This window comes from Undibacterium sp. TJN25 (genome assembly GCF_049339885.1).
Taxonomy (GTDB): domain Bacteria; phylum Pseudomonadota; class Gammaproteobacteria; order Burkholderiales; family Burkholderiaceae_D; genus Undibacterium.
Genome location: NZ_JBMPPM010000001.1, coordinates 368,806 through 389,124, shown reverse-complemented (window position 1 = coordinate 389,124; position 20,319 = coordinate 368,806). Strand labels below are relative to the sequence as shown.

Sequence of the window (20,319 nt, the reverse complement as noted above, 5' to 3'; positions counted from 1 at the left end):
AGTGACCACCCCTCTAAAATCCAACATTCTCCTGGCCTATCCCAATATGACGGATAGTGCCACGTTGAGCGGCGGTACTTGGCAGATTCCCTTAAACCGCCTGCAGGACCGCAGGCTGACGCGGGTCGCCAGGACGGCGAACTGCACACCGGCCAGCACGATGTTTGTCGCCGACCTGGGCAAACCGACCAAGCTGACGATGGTCGACATCGTGCGGCATAACATGACGACGCTGGGTAAATGGCGCGTGACGCTGTCCAATGCGGCCGATTTTTCTACCGTTGAATTTAGTTCTGACTGGATCAAAGCCTGGCCCGTGCTGTTCTCACCGGACTCGCTGGAATGGGAAGACGACAACTGGTGGGAAGGCACGGTATCGGAGGCTGACCGTGCCGGCTATCCGGGCCTGCTGTTCGTCCAGCTTCCTCGCATCTTTCTATGTCGTTATGTGCGCATTGAATTCAACGATCCGCTGAACCCTGCTGGTTACCTGGAGTTCGGCCGCCTGTTCCTGGCGTCCAGCTGGCAGCCGGCGCTGAACATGGACTATGGCAATTCATTGGCCTGGGAATTCACGTCGACCAAGTCGACGGCCGCGCTCGGCGGTACCCAATACTTTGATCGTCGTGCCGGCAAGCGCGTGTTGCGCTTCACGCTGTCCAACCTGACGCCCGAGGAGGCGCTCTCCAAGATATTTGAAATGCAGCGCGTGCTAGGCGCCGATGGTGAGGTGCTGGTGATGGCGAATCCAACTGACTTGCTCAACGTCTTGCGGCAATCGTTCATCGGCCGGCTGCGCCAGGTGTCGCCGCTGACGATGGCAAGCTTTCGACGCTTTGGAACACCCTTTGAAATTGAGGAATTACTATGACCAAACTGGTTTTTGCAAACGGCAATGCTTATTCAGATGACGGCACTTCCGGGCACGATATGCGGACAGGCGGCTTCCGTGACAACCTGATGCCGATGATCGCCGACATCATGGGTGAAGCCGGCGACAAACTGGCCGCTGCAGCTGCGCAGGCCGTGCTGGCGACGCAGCAAGCCAGCCTAGCGCAGGCAAGCGCCGCAACAGCAGTAACGGCTCCCGGTACTGTGGCCTCGTCGGAGACGCAACTCACTATCGGCATCGACGTTCAAAACCTGATGGTGGAGCCCCACAAGAGCATCGCGATAGGCGCATGGTATGTGATCGCCTGCACTGCAACACCACAGATACAGATGGCTGGTCCGGTCAAGGCATATAACGAAGCGACCGGCGCGCTGCAGATCGGTACGACGGTCTCCAAGGGAAACGGTACTTTCAGCGCCTGGACTGTCAGCTTGTCCGCACCAATTCCAAGCCTGTCCAGCTTTGTGTCGTCCATTCCGCCTGGCTATAACATCACATCGTCTGACCAGGGCAACGTGCTGAAATACACGGCGGCCGTTCCGGGTACATTGACGGCGGCGTCTGTGGTGGCGCTGGGCAGCGGCTTCAGCGGCTGGATCAGAGCAACACGCTCGTCGCTGACGCTGGACCCGTTTAGTTCTGAGCTGGTCAACGGTGCGGCCAGCTTCGTTATCAGGCCAGGCGAGCTTTGGTACTACAGCGTGACCAACGGCGCGTTTACGCTGGAGCTGGTAGAAGCGTCTGCTACGGCAGCCGTGCTGCAAATCAATACGAACCAGGTGCTTGGTGCGGCTTCTGCCCGGATTCTGAATTTCACGCCGACGGTACCGAATTTGAGCGTGACGATGGCGGACGCAACCACCGAACCGGTGGGTTCGCAAGTGCGTGTTGTGCAAAATTCTGGCTTGGTTGATCTGACGCTGCGCAACGCAGCAGGCGCACTACTGGCAACGGTGCAGCCTGGCGGCATCGCCAATTTGGCGTTGAGTGACAATAGCACTGCAAATGGCAACTGGAAACCCTGGGGCCAGGGCTTGTCGCCTTTGGCCTGGCCGCGTGTCAATTCGTCGGTGGGTGGCGCTGCGGTGACTACGAAGGCCGTTCTGAAGCTGTCGCCTACCTTGGCGGTCTTTATTACACAAGGACCGGCAAACGTGTTTGCGACGGCATACGACCTGTCCACCGATAATTTAGGTTTGCCCACTTCCCTTGGCAACTTGGGTGCCTTTGTCAATGCGCAGGTCATCACCGCAAATTCGGCGATGATCTGCGGAGCTGGTCCCGTAAACAGTATCGTCGCCTTTACCGTTTCTGGAGTTTTGGTGAGCCCCGGTGCGCCCGCTAATGCGTCGCCCGTTGGCAGTCCTGCTGGTTGCCTCGTGCTTTCGCCGACCCAGGCCGTCGTGTGGAGTGGTACCTCCAATACGCTGCCTGTGCTCGGATTGACCATTACTGGCAATGCATTGGCGATAGGCAATGTCACGACGAACGCCTTGGGAACAAATGCGTCCGTCACTTTTGTGCCGGCGATGGCGATAGCGGTCAGCGCGACCGTGGCAATGTTCCCAGCCCAGGATACGAACGGGGCCGCTCGTGTCGGGATCGTGTCGTTTTCGGGTACGGCCCAGCCTACCTTTATTGCTTGGACAGCATTGACGACGACGTCGAATTTTAACGGGATTAGTAACCTGCTTGCATCGCCTGCGGGCGTCGCAAATGAATGGTGGTACCTGGACAATACGCTGGCGCCGACGCAACTGAGGAAGGTGAGCTGGAACGGTTCTGCCTTTGCCGTTTCCTCTGTAGCAACAGCAACGGCAACGTTCGCTGCGGTCGGCACGATTACCAAATACGGAACTTCGGTCTTGTTGACCCCGACGACAACGGCTGGCAATTTCTTCGACGTATATAAGGCTGACGCTGGCGGCTTCACAAAGTTGACCGACGCGGCGGCTAGTAGTTTGAATGCGCAGGGTTCAGTAGGTGGCGGGCTCAATTTTAACTACCTGGCGATAGGCACTGCTGGTGTGACCGCGTTTGACCTGGTCAATAAAGTGCCGAGGGCGCTGATGCCCTTTGCAGGCGCGGCGGCGGTGTTTTCTAACGGCAGCAAGGATTATCTTGTCGGCCTGCAGCCTGGTGCGATTGGCGCTGCAGTGGACAATAGTTCGACCGCTGCAGCGCCGTCGATTCCTGCATCCTTCGCCATACCGAATATTGGTAGCCTGGTGTCAGCGAACATGGCACAGGTTTTTGGAAACAAGGCCGTGATGCTGAATGCATCCGGCTATATGTCTGTAATGGAGATGGCATGATCACTGACAAACTGACCAATACGATCCAGACGTTTGGTGTCGCAGAAATCCAAAGAGATTTTTACCTATGCGACGGCGCGCTATACCCAGTCGCCAATTTCAACGCGTTCAATGTCGATATCCCCGACTGGGCCGCGCTGGGCAAGACGACCTATGCCAAAGGTATGTTTGCCGATCCGTTGCCGACACCTGCCGAGCTGGCCGACGCGAAAGCCGCGAAGAATGCAGAAATCAATATTTGGCGGGAAGCAGCCAACAATTCTAGTTTCCAGTTCGAAGGCAAAGCGTTCTCGGCAGATGCCCTGAGTTTCAAAGACATCATGTCGTTTAATGGCGCAGTGCTGTTATGCGGCGATATTCCGCCAGGCTGGATCGGGCAATGGAAGGCAGTCGATAACAGCTTCATCCCGATCCCGGACAGAGCAACGTGGACAGCTTTCTACCTGGCGATGATCAATCAGGGACAGGGGAATTTCCTGCATTCCGAGGAGTTGAAAGAGACGCTGGCGAATGCCGCGACGCTGCAGCAGATTGCCGATATTGCGTGGTAAAGCAACAGATATGTCGTGTGGCATACACATTCCTTTTAGAAACCTGCAATTTAGCAAAGTTCTTTTTGAAACTGGTTGTCAGTTTAATATGTATAAGGTAGGTTAAAGATCCGGCAAAAAGTCATAGCTCCTTAATCTCGCCGATTTTATGTAACCCTGAACGGATGAGAAAATGATCACCAATTTTCAGCTCTTACGGAACGTCGGCCGCTTTCACTCCTTTGTGGCTGAGCCAGGAACAGTCTTTAAACGGCTTACTGCAATCTATGCTGAAAACGGACGAGGTAAAACGACCCTCGCAGCAATTCTGAGATCGCTGTCGACTAACAATCCGCTATATATTATGGAGCGTCAAAGGCTAGGCGTTCAGGATTCCCCTCATGTAGTCATTAATACCGATTCCAACCCACAGCAAGTCCATATTTTTCAACATGGTGGGTGGTCTCAAAATCTTCCCGATATGGCGGTTTTCGATGACGCTTTTGTAAACGAGAATATTTATTCTGGTCTCGCGGTGGGCACAGAGCATCGTCAAAATATGCATGAGTTAATTATTGGTGCTCAGGGAGTAACGCTAAGCCGGCAACTACAAGCTTGTGCGGAGCAAATTGAGGCAATAAATATAATCCTGCGGAACCAGGCAGCTGCCGTAGATGCCAACGGCCTTGGACAACTATCAGTCGATGTTTTTTGCGCGCTCCCACCGAACGAAATGGTTGATGCTGAAATATTCGAAACGGAATCTCACCTTTTGGCTGCCCAACAGCGAGTTATAATCAGCGAAAGCGTTGCCTTCGGCAGTTTTTCAGTACCCATCATTGATTTGGCTCAGATAGAACGAATCCTATCTACAACGATTCAGGATTTAGATGCGGCCGCTATGGCCCAGGTCAAATCTCATGCACTGTCAATCGGCGAGCATGGAGAAACATGGCTTCAAGATGGCATGCGCCGCCAACTAGGCCGGGCTGCACCGGATACGGCGTGTGTTTTCTGTGATCAGGACCTCGGCAATTCGCCTATCATCGCTCACTATCGGGCATATTTTAGCGATGCATACGCTGCTTTGAGATTAAACATTGAACAAGCAATCAGAATCTTGGAAAGTGACCACGGCAACGAAGCTTCAACTAGGTTCGAGCGGTCTCTTCGTACGTTCGCGGAACGCCAGCACTTTTGGTCCAGGTTCAACGTTAGGCCTGAGGTGGGAACGGTTCCAGATGACTTTATCGTTATTTGGAAAGCCTTAAGCGGTGGTTTAATTGGATTATTAAAAGCAAAATTATCCGATCCTATGGTGGCTTCCGACCTGCCGGAGGAGATTGCAACTGTTGCAGAAAATTTTGCAGAGACTTCGGTATTGTTGTGTCAATGCAATACTAATTTGGAGCAAGCAAATGCAGCAATAGCGGCGCTGAAAATTAGATCGGCCAATGCGAATGTTGGGTCAATCAATGAAACCCTGGCCCAGCTTAACGCGGTAAAAAAACGTTATACCGGAAACGTGGCCGATTTGTGCGACGCCTATATAGCCACCAAGACGTCCAAAACACAAGCAGAGGCGTCGAAAGATGCTGCCCGTGCAGCCCTCGAACAGTACAGAAACGGAATTTTTCCACTTTACCAGGCCGCAATAAATCAATATCTAAATGAATTCAACGCTGGATTCCATTTGGAAAATATTGCGCCAACAAATATTCGCGGTGGATCGGCCTGTACATACAATGTGATGATCAACAACGTACCGGTTCCGGTTAACGGTGCTGTCCAGGTGACGTCGTTTAAAAACACATTGAGTGCGGGTGACAGAAACTCCCTCGCGCTCGCATTTTTCTTTGCGTCTTTGGAATTGGACCTAAATCGCGGCAATAAGATAGTAGTGATAGATGATCCAATATCTAGCCTTGACGATCATCGATCTCTAACGACGGTTCAAGTTTTGCGTAGATTCTATTTGACGGTAAATCAAATAATCGTCCTGTCGCATAACAAAGCGTTCTTATGCCAGCTTTATGCCCACGAGCCCGCAGCAGCTAAAGCTGCGTATCAAGTGACAAGGCAGGCGAATAGCTCCAACATAACTGCTTGGAACATTCACAGTGACAGTATTACCGAGCACGACCGTCGACATGAGCTTATTAGAACCTATGTAGCAAATGGCGGTCAAAATCACCGTGAGATTGCTACAGCCATACGACCACTACTAGAGGCCTTTTTGCGGGTAAGCTTTCCTGAGCAATTTCCTCCAGAAACTTTGTTGGGGCCATTTCGAAATGCCTGCATAAATTCCCCGACCCCAATCCTCAACGCTGCGGACTTGCTGGAATTAGCTAACCTCACGGAATACGGAAACAGATTTCACCATGACACCAATCCGGCATATCTCGGCGAGCAAATTAACGCAGGGCAACTGACACAATTTGCTAATCGAGCGCTCAATTTCGCTAGGCGACGATAGAGATATCCACAGATTTGGAGTAAAACGTAATGGCGTCAATAGGTGATGTTCTTTCTGTCGCAGCGGCGCTAGTAAGCGCTGTTGGAGGCTTTTTTTCTGCTCGCGCTGCGGCCCAATCAGCACATTCTGCAAGAGAAACTCAACAGGCTGCTGCGGATGCGGAACGGAGGTCTATGCTTCGTTTAGTAGCTCTAACGGCCGCGGAGACAATTGTCGAAGCTGGAGCTATCGAAGCAAGAGGCAACGATCTCAAAAAGGCGTATCGAGCGTTATATACCCATGCCGGTCAATACGGTAGCGCCTCTCACAAAGCACATGAAGGTGTCGTCGACAGTCAAATGAAAACTTCGGTCGACAAATCAGATCATGCAGCCCTTTTTACTGGTGCGATTACAAAGCTCGCCAGCGCGCCGCCAGAAGAAATTGACAGGGTTCAGCTTTCGCTTTCGTCGGCACTTACTGAGCTAAGAGCTATCCGATTGGACTTAGAAAGAAAAAATGCAATTATCCAAGACGACATTGCCCCCTATCGAAACCGCGCCATACTAGGGAAGTGAAAGTATTAGTAAGCATGGCGATATGCAAACACCATTTTCATCTACGAGTGGTGCAAAAATGACAATAATCACTCTAATTTGATTGGAGGGGAACGGCGAAATTAACGCAAACGAGTGCCGAAAGTGCCGCCGCGCTACTTTCATGTACTTGGTCCGGTTCGAAAGATTTTGAAGCGACTGCTACAGTGCTTGCCAAACACTACTGTAAAAGGGTTGATGGTAGTGAGTCGATACACTAAATGGGCAAATTATGACAAATGGAATTCCAGGATTTTGGGACGTAGGACCGCCCGATCCGCTTCCGGTCGAGGCTACATGGAGAGATTTCGTCCGTTCGATCGAAGGAAGTGTTATTGAAGACCTAGTTCCTCCGCCACGAGATTTTCAAAATGCGGATTTTTTGTTTCCTAAGGATGCCGTCGTTGCGGAACTTAAAGAAATTCACACTGAGTTCAGCCAATCCACTTCGTTTAAGAAAGGACTTCACCTTCTAATGACACGATTAGTTAAGGAAAAACCAGAGTGGCGACCAGCTTTACTCGGCGGAGACGGCACTTATCCGGATTGGTTTCCACGGGAATTCGCACGGATATTTCGCCCAGCACTTGGTCGAATCTTAAAAAAAGCCAACAGCCAGATAAAAGAAACAAAAGAAAAATTCAATATTACTTCTCCAACTGGCGTTTTACTGTTGGTGAATGAGGAATTTACGTCAATTGATCCGACTTTAATATGCGCATTAGTCTGCGATATCTTAGCAAATTCGTACAGTTCCATTAGTGCAATGGTTTATGTAACTGTGAACCGTTACGTCAAGATACCTGGCTCTAACGAGCCTAAGCTTTTATGGGTCCCTTGTTACGCACCCAATGCTGGCAATGAATTAGTAAATTTTATCAATACATTAGGGGCCAAATGGGGTGACTTTCTGGAAGAAAAAATAGGGCCTTTTACTTCACGAATTGTGACAGGCGATTCCACAATGTTATTGAATTCGAAAGCTATTGTTCATCCCGAACTACCAGTATTAAAGCGTTAGCGGGTGCCAATAACAATGCAATCATGTAGTGACAATAAACGTGCAAATGCGACAGTAGCCCGGTGCCAAAACTATCGCAAACGGGTGACAAAACCGCCGCCGCGCTACAGTTACGCGGCGCGTTACAGCTTGACAATAAGACTCCAAAAACGAAAAAAGCCAATCCGCAGATTGGCCTAATCGTTGATTCTATTGGTCGGGGCGAGAAGATTCGAACTTCCGACCCCTTGCACCCCATGCAAGTACGCTACCAGGCTGCGCTACGCCCCGACACTGAGTTGCGGATTATAGCGGATCAATAGGTTTTTTGCCATGCTTGCGTGCAATTTATTTAGCTATTTTGCTGTGATTGCCTGTCTCTCAATTTATATTTCCTGCTTGTGCGTTGATTTGCTGGGTTTTCTTTGAGAAAAATGTCAAAAGGCGTGAAAATAGACGCCTCTGCGCTACCGCGCATTTTCCGATTCCAGAAGTTCTTACCTAGAATAGTTATGTCCATCAAAATCAGTCAACACTTTGACGCCGGCGCGATAGAAGTCGTCCGCGCGGAACAGGCAGATGCCATTGAATTGAAACTGCGCAAGGATTCGCATGCCGATATCGCGCAGTGGTTTTATTTCCGCTTGCAGGGCGCGCACGGCCAGGCTTCGGTGATGCGCATTCTCAATGCTGGCGAGTCTACCTATCCAAAGGGATGGGAGAATTATCGCGCCGTGGCCAGCTATGACCGCGAGAACTGGTTCCGTGTCGATACCGAGTTTGACGGCAAGGTAATGACCATTCGCCATACGCCGGAAGGCGACAGCGTGTATTACGCCTATTTTGAGCCATACAGCTGGGAACGCCACCTGGCGCTGCTGGGCAGCGTTGAGCATTCGGCGCTGGCGCGCGTGGTGGACCTGGGCAATACCGTCGATGGCCGCGATCTGAACATGGTGGTGGTGGGCGACCCGTCTGCGAAGAAAAAAGTATGGATCATCGCACGCCAGCATCCGGGCGAAACGATGGCGGAATGGCTGGTGGAGGGCACGCTGACTGCGCTGCTGGACCCGGCCAACCCTATTGCACGCCGCATCCTGGATAACGCGGTACTGTATATCGTGCCGAACATGAATCCGGACGGCTCCTACCGTGGCAACCTGCGCACCAATGCCGCTGGCGCGAACCTGAACCGCGAGTGGATGACGCCTTCAATGGAATCCAGTCCGGAAGTTTTCCTCGTCAAAAACAAGATCCACGAAACCGGCTGCGACCTGTTCCTGGATGTGCACGGCGATGAAGCTTTGCCATACGTGTTCGTCGCCGGCAGCGAAATGCTGGCCGGTTTCACTGACAAGCAAGCCGCGCAGCAGAAAGAATTTGTGGATAGCTTTGTGGCCGCCAGCCCGGATTTCCAGACCAAGGTGGGTTACGCCGCCAGCAAATACAATGAAGACGTGCTGAAACTGGCCTCCAAATACATCGGCCACCATTTCAAATGCGTGTCGCTGACGCTGGAGCTGCCTTTCAAGGACAACGACAACCTGCCGGATGCAGAGGTGGGCTGGGACGGTGCACGCAGCATGAAGCTGGGTGAGGCGATGCTACAGCCTATCCTGGCTTCTTTGACTTCTACATTGGTTTGAGTTGCGCACTGAGTTGTGCACATAAGGAAAGCATAGTGTGGGCATAGAAATCGAACGCAAGTTCCTGGTCGCCAATGAGGGATGGAAACGGGAGGCGGAAACTACGCCTGGCGCTAGGTCCACCTTCATGCGCCAGGGCTACCTGTCTTCCCACGCGGACCGCATCGTCCGCGTGCGTATCGATGGCGAGCAGGCATTCATGACGATCAAGGGCCGGGCACAAGGGCAGGGCGGCATCGCGCGCGGTGAATGGGAATATGCTATTCCCGTTACCGATGCGCAGGAATTGCTGGCGCTGTGCGAACAGCCGCTGATAGAAAAAATTCGCTACCGCATTCCGCACGCCGAACTGGTGTGGGAGGTGGACGAATTTTTTGCCGACAATGCCGGGCTGGTGGTGGCGGAAGTGGAGCTTGATTCGGAGGAGCAGGAGTTTGCGCGCCCCGCGTGGCTGGGCGAAGAGGTCAGCCACGACCGACGCTATGCAAATGCGAATTTGCTGAAGCATCCGTTCAGCCGGTGGGGCAAATAGCGTAGCTTGGCGGAAGATCGGGCTTCAGCGTGCTTGCACCCCATGCAAGTACGCTACCAGCCTGGTCACCATTATTGTGGAAAGGGAACGCAGATGCTGAAGAAAAGCGTATTGCTGCTGATCCTGGCTTACCCCGTAGTGGCGATGTGTGCCGACAAGCCCGATCTGCAAAACTGGTTCAACGATCCTTTTTTTCAGGTTCGCAACGCCATCCCCGCATGTCCGGTGCCGCTGGGGCCTTATCTGCATGAAGCCGATATCCGGCAGGAAGAGCACGGCAGGGTGGAGCGTGGCACCAGTTGCTGGATGGCGGGCCGCTGCGCCAAGCCCAATGCCTATATGTACGATGCCGACATCGGCAAGGCAGTGCAGGATCGGTTTGCGCGCAGCACCGGGTTTGCCGAAACTAGTTTGTGGGTAACCGTTAAACGAAAGTTTGTTTGGGTGGAGGGCTGTGTTGCCGGCGCAAACCAGGAAGCGGCTTTGCAGCAGTTGCTGCAGGACGTACCCGAGGTGGAGCATGTGCTGGTGAACGTGATGCAGGGGACGGGGAATAAGCCGCCTTACGACGTGCGGCCCTGATGCTTGCTGATAGGTTTGCTTTACGTAGCCTGGATGGAGCGCAGCGCAATCCGGGAGTTGCCCGCATGGCGGGCATTCAGCGTACGCACATGCCAAACAAATTCCGACAGTCAGCATGTGCATTCCTGTCGAGTCATTCACCCCATGCAAAGATTAAAAGCCTTCGTCCCGAGCAACACCTGGATTACGCTGCGCAACATCCAGGCTATAACCGGGAATGGTTTTAATAACGGCGGGAGATCGATTCCGCCACGCACGCGGGCTTGTCGCTGCCTTCGCGTTCTATGGTCACTTCCCAGTTCATCTGCGCGCCGCCGGTGATATCTTCCACATTCAGCAATTTCATCCTGGCCCTGACCTTGCTGCCTGCCGGCACCGGGGAGGTGAAGCGTACCTTGTTCAGGCCGTAGTTGACGCCCATCTTGACGTCGCTCTGGTGAATGGCATTGGCTGTCAACATCGGCAGCAGCGACAGCGTCAGGAAGCCGTGCGCGATGGGGCCACCGAAAGGCGATTCGCGTTTGGCGCGTTCCACGTCGATATGTATCCATTGCAGGTCGCCGGTGGCTTCGGCGAACATATTGATTCTTTCCTGGCTGATTTCGACCCAGTCCGAAGTGGCCACTTCCTGGCCGATCAGGGATTTCAATTCTTGCAGGCTGTGTATTTCACGCATGGGGTTGATCCGTATTGGGTTGGACTGCTAATAATGATGTGTGAACGAGTGCAATCAGGCAGCCGGGCGCCGGCCGAACATGCCCTTGCCCTTGATGGTGGCGACCAGCTCGCCTTTCTGGTTGAACGCGCGCCACATGGACAGCGTAACGCCGCGGTCAGGCTTGGACTGGGAGGGCGTAGCTTCCAGCGTTTCTATGGATACCGTCAGCGTATCGCCGGGACGCACCGGCAAGATCCAGCGTATTTCTTCCACGCCGGGCGAGCCCATGCTGGCTGCATCCTTGATGAAGCCATCCACCACCAGCCGCATCATCAGGCTGCAGGTATGCCAGCCGCTGGCGATGACGCCGCCGAAGATGGAATGCGTTGCGGCGTCCTGGTCGATGTGGAAGGGTTGCGGGTCAAACTGGGTGGCGAAGGAAAGGATTTCTTCCTCGGTGACAGTACGCGAGCCCACCTGGATGATGGTGCCGGGAGCGAAGTCTTCGAAATACCATTTATGCGTTTTTGGTGCCATTGCTGTTCCTGGTCGTCATGGTATGAGGTACAGGGCAGGGAGGCTCTCGCCTATCCTGCGGTATTCCCTCTCCCGCGTACGGGAGAGGCCTAGGGTGAGGGGCGTTGAATCAATGCAGAAAATTGATTGCAGCGATGGATAGCTATCCGCTGATATCGAATGCCTGGCATCCAGGTTTTTTGCATTTCTTTTGCGCCCTTCACCCTGGCCCTCTCCCGCACGCGGGAGAGGGCCAGCATCAGGCCGCCTGCTTGAAGCCAGGCTGCGCGATGAAGCGTGCCAGATGGTGGTCTGTATCACCGAGGCTGACTTCTATCATCGTCAGGCGTTTGAACATGTGGGCTGCGGGCAGCTCATTGGTCACGCCCATGCCGCCGTGCAGCTGCACGGCCTGCTGGCCGACATAACGCGCTGCCTGGCCGACACGCGCCTTGGCGGCGGATACGGTGCGGCGGCGTTCTTCCACATCGGAAGAGGATACCTTGACGGCTGCCAGTGTCGCCATAGAGCGAGCCTGTTCCATTTCCATGAACATTTCCGCCATCCGGTGTTGCAGCACCTGGAATTTGCCGATAGGCACGCCGAACTGCTGGCGGGTCTTCAGGTATTCCAGCGTGGCGGCGGTGAGGGCTTCCATCAGGCCTATCGCTTCCGCGCACAGCAAGGTTACGCCATAGTCGGATACTGCATCGATGATGTCCCATCCGGCGCCGGCCGCGCCTATCAGTGCGCTGGCGGGAACCTGCACATTGTTCAGGCTGATGTCGGCGGCACGCTGGCAATCGATGGTGCGGTAGTCGCGGCGGGTGAGGCCCGCAGTGTCCGCATCAACGAGGAACAGGCTGATACCGTCGGTATCGCGCTGCGCGCCGCTGTTGCGGGCAGAGATAACCAGCTTGTTGGCTTGGGCGCCGTGCAGCACCACGGTCTTGGTGCCGTTCAGCACATAGCCGTCGGCGTTCTTCGTAGCTGTGGCTGCGATGTCGAACAGGTCGTGGCGCGACTGCTTCTCGGACAGTGCCGCCGCCAGTTTGATTTCTCCGCCGGCTACCTGTTCAAGCACGCTGTCGTGGCCGCCGGCTTTCTTCAGGAATTCCGCGCCCAGCACGGTGGCGAAATACGGCTCGATGACGATGCCGCGGCCCAGTTCCTGCATGACCACCAGCATGTCGATTGCCGAGCCGCTGAAGCCGCCCTGGTCTTCTGGAACCGGCAGCGCAGTCGCGCCCAGTTCCGCCAGTGCTGCCCATGCGGTATCGGAAACGCCGGCTTCGGATTCGACGATTTTCTTGCGGGTTTCGAAGTTGTAGTCTTTTTCCACCCAGCGGCGTACTGCTTCCGCAAACTGCTTCTGTTCTTGAGTTAAGCTGAAATCCATGTTTGTCCCCTCTATCTTTTACAGGCCCAGAATCATTTGGGTGATGATATTTTTTTGTATCTCGTTCGAACCGCCGTAGATCGAGGTCTTGCGGAAGTTGAAGTAGTACGCGGCCAATGGCGCTGCGTCGTCATCTTCGGCGATGCTATGCTCTTCCTTGCCTTCCATGAATGCATGGTCGAAAGGCTGGCTGTAAGGGCCGACGGCTTCCACCATCAGCTCCGTCAGCCTTTGCTGGATTTCCGTGCCCTTGATCTTCAGCAGCGAAGCTTCCGGGCCCGGGCGTCCGCTGTCTTGCGAGATCACGCGCAGCACGGTGATTTCCAGTGCCATCAGTTCCACTTCCAGCGAGGCAACCTTGGATGCATAGACAGGATCGTCCAGCAGCGGCTTGCCGTTCTTCTGGTGTTCAGTCGCGATGCGTTTCAGGAACTGGAGTTCGCGCTTGGCGCGGCCTACGGCGGCGATGTTGGTGCGTTCGTGGCCCAGCAGGTATTTGGCATAGGTCCAGCCTTTGTTTTCTTCACCGATCAGGTTTTGTACCGGCACCTTGACGTTGTCGAAGAAGACCTCATTCACTTCATGCTCTTCGTCCAGCATGATGATGGGGCGTACGGTGATGCCGGGTGTTTTCATGTCGATCAGCAGGAAGGAGATGCCTTCCTGTTTGCGCGCGCCGGTATCGGTGCGCACCAGGCAGAAGATCATGTCGGCGTGCTGGGCCAGCGTGGTCCAGGTTTTCTGGCCGTTGACGACGTAGAAATCGCCTTCGCGTTCTGCGCGGGTTTTGAGCGAGGCAAGGTCGGAGCCTGAGCCCGGTTCCGAATACCCCTGGCACCACCAGTCGTCGCAATTCAGGATACGCGGCAGGTAATAGTCCTTTTGTGCCTGGTTGCCGAAAGCCATGATGACAGGAGCCACCATCGCCACGCCGAAAGGCATGATGCCGGGCGTGCCGGCGCGCGCGCATTCTTCTTCAAAGATATGCCTTTGCGTGGCCGTCCAGCCGGTGCCGCCGTATTCCTTGGGCCAGCCTGTGGCAACCCAGCCTTGCTTGGCCAGGATCTTGTGCCAGCGCACGAAGTTTTCCTTGGACAGGCGCTTATGGTTGAGCACTTTATGCTTCAGGTCTGCGGGCAGGTTTTCTGCCAGGTAGCTGCGCACCTGGTCACGGAATGCCAGGTCTTCCGACGTGTAATTCAAATCCATGTTTCTTGTCTCCTTGGTGTGTGCCTTGCTTTACGCTCGTATGCCGGCACATGATTTTATTCTAAGAGGCTGTCGCAAAATGAGCCTGGCGTTGTTGCTCCGCCCGGCCGTACTACTCGCATTGGCTTTGACGTCGCGCCTGGCCAGCCTATTTTTGCAACAGTCTCAAAAAAGCACGACCGTTCAGAACAATTGTACAATGGATTTTGGCGCGTGTGGAAAGCAAAATGCGCCGCAGAGAGTTTGCGGCAGAAATGGTGCGAAAACAACATCGGGGACGAGTGATTCCCCGTTCGTAGTCCGGATGGAGCGCAGGCGCAATCCGGAAACTCCCACAAGCCTCGGAAATACATCCCGGATTGCGCTACGCTGCATTCGAGCTACATTTACCGGTTCTATCGCCGGCAAACGTCAATGAAAGTGGCTGGACCCTTGTGGCGGCGCATCGTCCGGCATTTCCGCATGCACGAGTTCGGCATCCGGGTCGGCAAACAGCGGGGCGCCGCAATCATCGCAGAACTCCATCGCAAACATGTCGTCCAGTTTCTTGACGCGCACCACGCCGCATTCGGCCAGCACAGTCGGTATTTCTCCCAGCAGGCTTTCCGCCAGTGCGGAAGGCAGTTGCGACAGCTGGCTCTGGTCGGGTTCCACGGCGTTGATCTGGTCATCCTGCTGGTACAGCGGCCAGATGACGCCGTAGACAACTTCGGGTGCATTGCCGACGCAGAAGCTGACGCGGTATTCATCGATCTGGCCATTGCCGTCCGGATTGCCGAAGGCGGCAATGATGACGGACAGTTCAGACGCTTCCACATTGAGCACATTGCTCAGATAAAACACGGCTGCGCGGATGGATACGGGACGGATCTTGATGTCGGCTTCGCGGCATACGGTGTAATAGGCTTCCGGCATCAGCAATTCCACCGCGCAGCCGGGCAGCAGCCGGCTTAAGACCGGTGTGGCATTGTCTTGCCATAGCGACAGGATTTCACTTTTTGCAGTGGACGTATCAAATGGCGGCTTGACCAGCTGCCAGCGGAAGAAGGGCGTCAGCACCGGTGTCACCACCACCGCCAGCAGGTAGCGCACGTCAGCCAGGAAAGGGATCGTCGGCGCCAGCTCGTGCTGCGGCTTCAGCACCGCGCCTTTCAGCAGGCTCAATGCCAGTTGTTCGGTCAGCGCAAAGGTTTCGCTATGGCTGCGCGGCAGCTGATCGATCGAATACAGCGTCGGCAGTATCTGCAGCTGTGCATCGTCGGCCAGGATGTGCGATGCCATGTGCGCCGAAGCCAGCGTGACGATCTCGCCAGGGATGGGGCCTGAGGGAATGTCGAACCGGGTCCACGCCAGCACCGGCGCGGCAATCAGCATCGCATCATAGAACTTGTCGGCATATTCCAGGCGGCACGAGCTGCTGAGGGATTCCATGGTCTCCATCAGCACTTCATACGAATTCGGGTGTGTTTCAAACAAGTGCTCGGATGCGGCATCGAGCAGATCCTGATGATGGCTTTTGAGGGTCTTGACGACCAGTAAATCAAGCTGCTCTTGCCAGGATAAATCCTCCAACCGGCTGCCGGATTGGGCTACTGCCTGTGCCAGGTTGGCGATACGTACACTGTCTGCCGCGAGCTTGATTCTGTTTTTCTTGGGTGGGCGGCGCATGCTTATAAACCTGCTGTGGAAACAGCTTTGATTGTAAGACTATTTGACAAGTTGGCGGGGATTTTGTGACAGGGGAATAGGGTCCGGGGAGGAATAGAGGCGGCTGGAGCGGCATCCGTCGCTTCCAGCCGGTATGCATCAGCGTTTCTGGTATTGGGTGCTGCCGAACAGAATTTCCTTGGCCTTATCGTCTTGTAGCGGCTTGCGCAATTCTGCCAGCACGGCCACGCCACGCTGTACCGCAGGGCGCGCGTCGACCAGGTCGAACCAGCGCTTGGCATTGGGAAACTCATTCCAGTCTATGCCTTGTCCGGCGGAAGAACGCGTCCACGGAAAGGAGGCAATATCGGCGATCGTGTATTCGTCGCCGGCCAGGTATTCGGTCTTGGACAATTGCTTGTCTAGCACGCCGTAGAGGCGCTTGGCTTCATTGGTGTAACGGTCTACCGCATAGGCGATTTTTTCCGGTGCATACAGGCGGAAGTGGTGCGCTTGGCCCAGCATGGGGCCGAGGCCGCCCATCTGGAACATCAGCCATTGCAAAGTCGTATACTTTTCCCTGTCGGTCTTGCCCAGGAATTTGCCTGTCTTGCCCGCCAGATACACCAGGATGGCGCCGGATTCAAAGACGGAAATCGGCTTGCCGTCCGGGCCGTCGGCGTCGACGATGGCGGGAATCTTGTTATTGGGGGAGATCGCCAGGAAATCCGGCCCGAACTGGTCGCCGGTGCCGATATTGACGGGTATGGCGCGATACGGCAGTTCGCATTCTTCCAGCATGATATGAATCTTGTGGCCGTTAGGCGTAGGCCAGGAATAAGCATCAATCATCGATTTTCCTCTTCTCTAGTATCGTTCAGGATCTACGACGCGATAGGAGCGCAACGCTGGCGTCGGTAGGGAAAGATTTTCTTTCGTTAATAAAAAAATCCCAAACGTCATTATGCAGACGTTTGGGATTTCTCGCAGAAAGAGCTGGCGGAAAGCGCTGATTGCTGCGCTACGGCAATTGTTAACCGCGCGTGATAGGCGGGCTCAGGTCTTCACCGGGCAGGCTCATGTGCTTGGCCAGTTCCAGTTTGGCAATGGCGTTGCGATGGACTTCGTCCGGGCCGTCTGCAATGCGCAGCGTACGGTTGCCGGCCCACTGGCGTGCCAGAGGGAAGTCTTCGGACACACCGCCGGCGCCATGCGCCTGGATGGCCCAGTCCAGCACCTGTTGTGTGACATTGGGCGCCAGCACCTTGATCATCGCGATCTCTGCCTGCGCCAGCTTGTTGCCGACGGTATCCATCATGTAGGCGGCTTTCAGCGTCAGCAAGCGGGTGGTATCGATCTGGATGCGGGATTCGGCAATGCGTTCACGCCAGATGCTTTGCTCCGATACTTTTTTACCGAAGGCAACGCGGCTGTTCAGGCGTTTGCACATCAGTTCCAGCGCGCGTTCCGCCACGCCGATGGCGCGCATGCAGTGATGGATACGGCCAGGCCCGAGGCGACCCTGGGCGATTTCAAAACCACGGCCTTCGCCGAGCAGGATGTTGGACGCAGGAACACGGACGTTTTCAAACAAGATTTCGCAATGGCCGTGCGGCGCATCGTCGTAGCCGAACACCGGCAGTGGACGCTTGACGGTGATCCCCGGCGTTTTTGCATCGACCAATATCATTGATTGCTGCGAGTGGCGGGCCGCGTTGAAATCGGTTTTGCCCATCAGGATGTAGACGGCGCAGCGCGGATCGCCGGCGCCGGAAATCCACCATTTATGGCCGTTGATCACATAGTGATCGCCGTCGCGGTCAATGCGGGTTTCGATATTGGTGGCGTCGGAAGAGGCTACGCCCGGTTCTGTCATCGCAAAGGCGGAGCGGATTTCGCCGCGCAGCAGCGGTTCCAGCCAGGTGCGTTTATGTTCTTCGTTGCCGTAGCGTTCTATGGTTTCCATGTTGCCGGTGTCCGGCGCGGCACAGTTGAACACTTCTGGCGACCAGCCCACCCGACCCATGATCTCGCACAGCGGCGCGTAGTCCAGGTTGGACAGGCCTTCCGGCGCGCGCGCGGATTTAGGCAGGAACAGGTTCCACAGGCCTTGCTCGCGGGCTTTTGGTTTCAGGTCTTCAATCAGTTGGGTGGCTAGCCAGCGGTTGCCTTTTTCTGTGCCGTTCCTGTCGATCTCTGCTTTGTAGGCTTTTTCATTTGGATAGATATGCTCATCCATGAATTTCAGCAGCTTGCCTTGCAGTTCCTTGCAGCGGTCCGAGTATTCGAATTCCATGTTGTCTCCTGGTGTTGTTCTGTGGTGATGAAATTTTTACTTCACGTTATGCTTTTCCGGATGTTATTTACTGGCGTAGCTCCATCCCATTTCCGCCATGGGGCGCGCGGCTTCGCCGGATTTTTTTGCCTGGGCGCTGGATGCCGTGCCGTCCACATAGCGCTTCATGATGCCTTGCAAAATACCCGCCATGCGGAACATGTTGTAGGCCAGGTAGAAAGAAAAATCTTCCTGGCGGATGGTCTTGCCGGTGCGCTCGCAATACTTGGCGATGTATTCCTGTTCGGTAGGAATGCCGAGGGACTTGAAGTCCAGGCCGCCTATGCCGCGGAACTGGCCGTTTTCGATATGCCAGCTCATGCAGTGGTAGGAAAAGTCGGCCAGTGGATGGCCCAGCGTGGACAGTTCCCAGTCCAGCACGGCCAGAATGCGCGGCTCGGTCTTGTGGAACATCATGTTGTCCAGGCGGTAGTCGCCATGCACGATGCTGGTGTCGTCGCCAGGCGGAATGTTGTTAGGCAGCCAGGCGATCAGGTTGTCCATCGCCTCGATTTTTTCAGTTTCGGAAGCCTTGTACTGCTTGGTCCAGCGGTCGATCTGGCGCGCGAAATAATTGCCGGGTTTGCCGTAATCGGCCAGGCCGATGGCGGCGTAGTCGATGGTGTGCAGCTGGGAAATAACGCGGTTCATTTCATCGTAGATTTCGGTGCGCTGCACAGGCGTCATGTCGGGCAGTGACTGGTCCCACAATACGCGGCCGTCGACGAATTCCATGATGTAGAAGGCGCGGCCTATCACGTCTTCATCGGTGCACAGCGCATATTGTTTTGCTGCCGGAAAGCCGGCCTTGTTCAGCGCATTCATCACCTTGAATTCACGCTCGATGGCATGCGCGGAAGGCAGCAGCTTGGCAACCGGTCCAGGCTTGGCGCGCATGACGAAACGCTGGTCGCCGGCACTCAGCTTGAAGGTGGGGTTGGACTGGCCGCCTTTGAATTGCTCGATAACGAGGCTGTCGGCCGATTTGGCATCGAAGCCTTCCACGTGCTGGCGCATGTAGTCGGCAAGGGCACCGATGTCGAACTTCTGGCGTTCGCTGATCGGCATGGTGCCCATGAATTCTTCAAACATGTTGTCTCCTGCAAGGCTAAGTTTTTGTACCAGTATCGCGGACCTTGCCAATGTAAAAGCGGGTTCCGTCTGGGGATACTATTTTGGTCTATTCTATATCATTAAATCGTACGGTCGTACTATTTATTAATATTTTTCTTGAACTTGCCCGACAGAATACAAGAGTTTATTGATTGCGTGATTTCTTGTATTGTTCCAGCAGCGTTTCCATCGTGGTGGAACGGGATTCATCCTGCAGTGCAGACAATGCAGAGTAATTGACAACACGCACAACCCAGTCCTGTATCTCCGTACCGACATCCAGCACGTTGATGCAGCCGGCGGTTTGCGCCAGGTTGCCGAGAAACAGCCTTTGTCCCGTCAGCGCATACGACAGGATTGCGCGGTTGACACCGCCGTGCAGCACCAGTAGCACGCAATCCCAGTCCGGATCGGCACGCAGCTTCAATATGCTGGGGTGAATGCGGTCGATGAAACGGCCTATCGATTCACCGCCGAGGAATTGCCTGTCTTCCGCGACGACTCCTTCAAACGCGCCGAAGAAAGCGTTCTTCAGTTCAGCGTCAGAAATGGCAGACAGCTTGCCGCCGCGCAGCTCTTCCCACTCGGGCCAGATTTCCAGATCGATCTGCTGACCGGTTTCTTCCAGCACACAGTGCGCCGTTTCCACCGTACGCGGCAGGCCGGAAACGATGACGCGGTCAAAACGCACTTGCTGTTCCGCGAACACCTTGCCGGCAGCGCTTGCCTGCAGGCGGCCTTGCTCGTTCAGCGGCACGGATTCAGGCAGGAAAGGCTTGCCGGCGTCGTCGAAATAACTGACGCTGCCATGCCGCATCAGGTAGATGCGGCGGCGGGTATGTTCGATAATAGGGGGCATCAGTGTTGTGGCCGTTGTCGGGTCGCGGTATT

Annotated in this window: 18 protein-coding genes and 1 tRNA gene; 9 read left to right on the top strand and 10 right to left on the bottom strand. The window is 54.9% G+C overall.

Going from position 1 to position 20,319, the window contains the following annotated elements; all coding sequences use genetic code 11:
* The first annotated feature begins 1 nt into the window (after position 1).
* The 6 genes from ACO0LO_RS01755 to ACO0LO_RS01730 all read left to right on the top strand — a co-directional run bounded on the left by ACO0LO_RS01755 (position 2) and on the right by ACO0LO_RS01730 (position 7,812).
* Positions 2–871, top strand: coding sequence for a hypothetical protein (locus ACO0LO_RS01755; protein WP_422962466.1), 870 nt, complete (start codon positions 2–4; stop codon positions 869–871).
* Positions 868–3,207 (top strand): hypothetical protein, encoded by a 2,340-nt coding sequence (locus ACO0LO_RS01750; RefSeq protein ID WP_422962465.1) that lies wholly within the window; start codon positions 868–870, stop codon positions 3,205–3,207. Before ACO0LO_RS01755 ends, ACO0LO_RS01750 begins: the two co-directional genes overlap by 4 nt.
* Entirely contained in the window at positions 3,204–3,758 is a 555-nt protein-coding gene (locus tag ACO0LO_RS01745) for a DUF4376 domain-containing protein (protein ID WP_422962464.1), read from the top strand. Before ACO0LO_RS01750 ends, ACO0LO_RS01745 begins: the two co-directional genes overlap by 4 nt.
* A 172-nt stretch (positions 3,759–3,930) precedes the next feature.
* Positions 3,931–6,216, top strand: coding sequence for an AAA family ATPase (locus tag ACO0LO_RS01740; protein ID WP_422962463.1), 2,286 nt, complete (start codon positions 3,931–3,933; stop codon positions 6,214–6,216).
* Between the two features lie 29 nt (positions 6,217–6,245).
* Positions 6,246–6,773: a hypothetical protein gene (locus ACO0LO_RS01735; protein WP_422962462.1), complete on the top strand. Its 528-nt coding sequence runs from the start codon at positions 6,246–6,248 to the stop codon at positions 6,771–6,773.
* 250 nt (positions 6,774–7,023) lie between these two features.
* Complete coding sequence (locus ACO0LO_RS01730; RefSeq protein ID WP_422962461.1) at positions 7,024–7,812, top strand: hypothetical protein; 789 nt, start codon at positions 7,024–7,026, stop codon at positions 7,810–7,812.
* Between the two features lie 193 nt (positions 7,813–8,005).
* Here the strand turns inward: ACO0LO_RS01730 and ACO0LO_RS01725 are convergent.
* A tRNA-Pro gene (locus ACO0LO_RS01725) sits at positions 8,006–8,082 on the bottom strand.
* A gap of 221 nt (positions 8,083–8,303) precedes the next feature.
* On the opposite strand from ACO0LO_RS01725, the gene ACO0LO_RS01720 reads away from it, so the two are divergent.
* The 3 genes from ACO0LO_RS01720 (at position 8,304) to ACO0LO_RS01710 (ending at position 10,551) form a co-directional block, all read left to right on the top strand.
* On the top strand, positions 8,304–9,437 hold the full coding sequence (locus ACO0LO_RS01720; RefSeq protein WP_422962460.1) for a M14 family metallopeptidase: 1,134 nt from the start codon (positions 8,304–8,306) through the stop codon (positions 9,435–9,437).
* 37 nt (positions 9,438–9,474) lie between these two features.
* Positions 9,475–9,969, top strand: coding sequence for a CYTH domain-containing protein (locus ACO0LO_RS01715; protein WP_422962459.1), 495 nt, complete (start codon positions 9,475–9,477; stop codon positions 9,967–9,969).
* 93 nt (positions 9,970–10,062) lie between these two features.
* On the top strand, positions 10,063–10,551 hold the full coding sequence (locus tag ACO0LO_RS01710) for a BON domain-containing protein (RefSeq protein WP_422962458.1): 489 nt from the start codon (positions 10,063–10,065) through the stop codon (positions 10,549–10,551).
* 223 nt (positions 10,552–10,774) lie between these two features.
* On the opposite strand, the gene ACO0LO_RS01705 is transcribed toward ACO0LO_RS01710, so the two are convergent.
* The 9 genes from ACO0LO_RS01705 to ACO0LO_RS01665 all read right to left on the bottom strand — a co-directional run bounded on the left by ACO0LO_RS01705 (position 10,775) and on the right by ACO0LO_RS01665 (position 20,287).
* The gene (locus ACO0LO_RS01705) at positions 10,775–11,227 is read right to left on the bottom strand and encodes a MaoC family dehydratase (protein ID WP_422962457.1); all 453 of its coding nucleotides are present in this window, start codon (positions 11,225–11,227) and stop codon (positions 10,775–10,777) included.
* A 54-nt stretch (positions 11,228–11,281) separates the two neighbouring features.
* Positions 11,282–11,746, bottom strand: coding sequence for a MaoC family dehydratase (locus ACO0LO_RS01700; RefSeq protein WP_422962456.1), 465 nt, complete (start codon positions 11,744–11,746; stop codon positions 11,282–11,284).
* A 238-nt stretch (positions 11,747–11,984) separates the two neighbouring features.
* Positions 11,985–13,124, bottom strand: coding sequence for an acyl-CoA dehydrogenase family protein (locus tag ACO0LO_RS01695; protein ID WP_422962455.1), 1,140 nt, complete (start codon positions 13,122–13,124; stop codon positions 11,985–11,987).
* An 18-nt stretch (positions 13,125–13,142) separates the two neighbouring features.
* A complete protein-coding gene (locus ACO0LO_RS01690) occupies positions 13,143–14,333 on the bottom strand; it encodes an acyl-CoA dehydrogenase family protein (RefSeq protein WP_422962454.1) in 1,191 nt (396 codons plus the stop codon).
* A gap of 411 nt (positions 14,334–14,744) precedes the next feature.
* Positions 14,745–16,001, bottom strand: coding sequence for a DUF2863 family protein (locus tag ACO0LO_RS01685; protein ID WP_422962453.1), 1,257 nt, complete (start codon positions 15,999–16,001; stop codon positions 14,745–14,747).
* Between the two features lie 138 nt (positions 16,002–16,139).
* Positions 16,140–16,832, bottom strand: a complete 693-nt coding sequence (locus tag ACO0LO_RS01680) for a glutathione binding-like protein (protein WP_422962452.1) — start codon at positions 16,830–16,832, stop codon at positions 16,140–16,142.
* Between the two features lie 181 nt (positions 16,833–17,013).
* Complete coding sequence (locus ACO0LO_RS01675; protein WP_422962451.1) at positions 17,014–18,276, bottom strand: acyl-CoA dehydrogenase family protein; 1,263 nt, start codon at positions 18,274–18,276, stop codon at positions 17,014–17,016.
* A 63-nt stretch (positions 18,277–18,339) separates the two neighbouring features.
* The gene (locus ACO0LO_RS01670) at positions 18,340–19,407 is read right to left on the bottom strand and encodes a phosphotransferase family protein (protein WP_422962450.1); all 1,068 of its coding nucleotides are present in this window, start codon (positions 19,405–19,407) and stop codon (positions 18,340–18,342) included.
* A 166-nt stretch (positions 19,408–19,573) separates the two neighbouring features.
* On the bottom strand, positions 19,574–20,287 hold the full coding sequence (locus tag ACO0LO_RS01665) for a histidine phosphatase family protein (RefSeq protein ID WP_422962449.1): 714 nt from the start codon (positions 20,285–20,287) through the stop codon (positions 19,574–19,576).
* Positions 20,288–20,319: the final 32 nt, after the last annotated feature.

Excerpts from the sequence above, each read along its gene's own strand:
- ACO0LO_RS01750 (WP_422962465.1), top strand. The coding sequence starts at position 868 with ATGACCAAACTGGTTTTTGCAAACGGCAATGCTTATTCAGATGACGGC.
- ACO0LO_RS01745 (WP_422962464.1), top strand. The coding sequence starts at position 3,204 with ATGATCACTGACAAACTGACCAATACGATCCAGACGTTTGGTGTCGCA.
- ACO0LO_RS01740 (WP_422962463.1), top strand. The coding sequence starts at position 3,931 with ATGATCACCAATTTTCAGCTCTTACGGAACGTCGGCCGCTTTCACTCC.
- ACO0LO_RS01735 (WP_422962462.1), top strand. The coding sequence starts at position 6,246 with ATGGCGTCAATAGGTGATGTTCTTTCTGTCGCAGCGGCGCTAGTAAGC.
- ACO0LO_RS01730 (WP_422962461.1), top strand. The coding sequence starts at position 7,024 with ATGACAAATGGAATTCCAGGATTTTGGGACGTAGGACCGCCCGATCCG.
- ACO0LO_RS01720 (WP_422962460.1), top strand. The coding sequence starts at position 8,304 with ATGTCCATCAAAATCAGTCAACACTTTGACGCCGGCGCGATAGAAGTC.
- ACO0LO_RS01710 (WP_422962458.1), top strand. The coding sequence starts at position 10,063 with ATGCTGAAGAAAAGCGTATTGCTGCTGATCCTGGCTTACCCCGTAGTG.
- ACO0LO_RS01705 (WP_422962457.1), bottom strand. The coding sequence starts at position 11,227 with ATGCGTGAAATACACAGCCTGCAAGAATTGAAATCCCTGATCGGCCAG.
- ACO0LO_RS01700 (WP_422962456.1), bottom strand. The coding sequence starts at position 11,746 with ATGGCACCAAAAACGCATAAATGGTATTTCGAAGACTTCGCTCCCGGC.
- ACO0LO_RS01695 (WP_422962455.1), bottom strand. The coding sequence starts at position 13,124 with ATGGATTTCAGCTTAACTCAAGAACAGAAGCAGTTTGCGGAAGCAGTA.
- ACO0LO_RS01690 (WP_422962454.1), bottom strand. The coding sequence starts at position 14,333 with ATGGATTTGAATTACACGTCGGAAGACCTGGCATTCCGTGACCAGGTG.
- ACO0LO_RS01685 (WP_422962453.1), bottom strand. The coding sequence starts at position 16,001 with ATGCGCCGCCCACCCAAGAAAAACAGAATCAAGCTCGCGGCAGACAGT.
- ACO0LO_RS01680 (WP_422962452.1), bottom strand. The coding sequence starts at position 16,832 with ATGATTGATGCTTATTCCTGGCCTACGCCTAACGGCCACAAGATTCAT.
- ACO0LO_RS01675 (WP_422962451.1), bottom strand. The coding sequence starts at position 18,276 with ATGGAATTCGAATACTCGGACCGCTGCAAGGAACTGCAAGGCAAGCTG.
- ACO0LO_RS01670 (WP_422962450.1), bottom strand. The coding sequence starts at position 19,407 with ATGTTTGAAGAATTCATGGGCACCATGCCGATCAGCGAACGCCAGAAG.
- ACO0LO_RS01665 (WP_422962449.1), bottom strand. The coding sequence starts at position 20,287 with ATGCCCCCTATTATCGAACATACCCGCCGCCGCATCTACCTGATGCGG.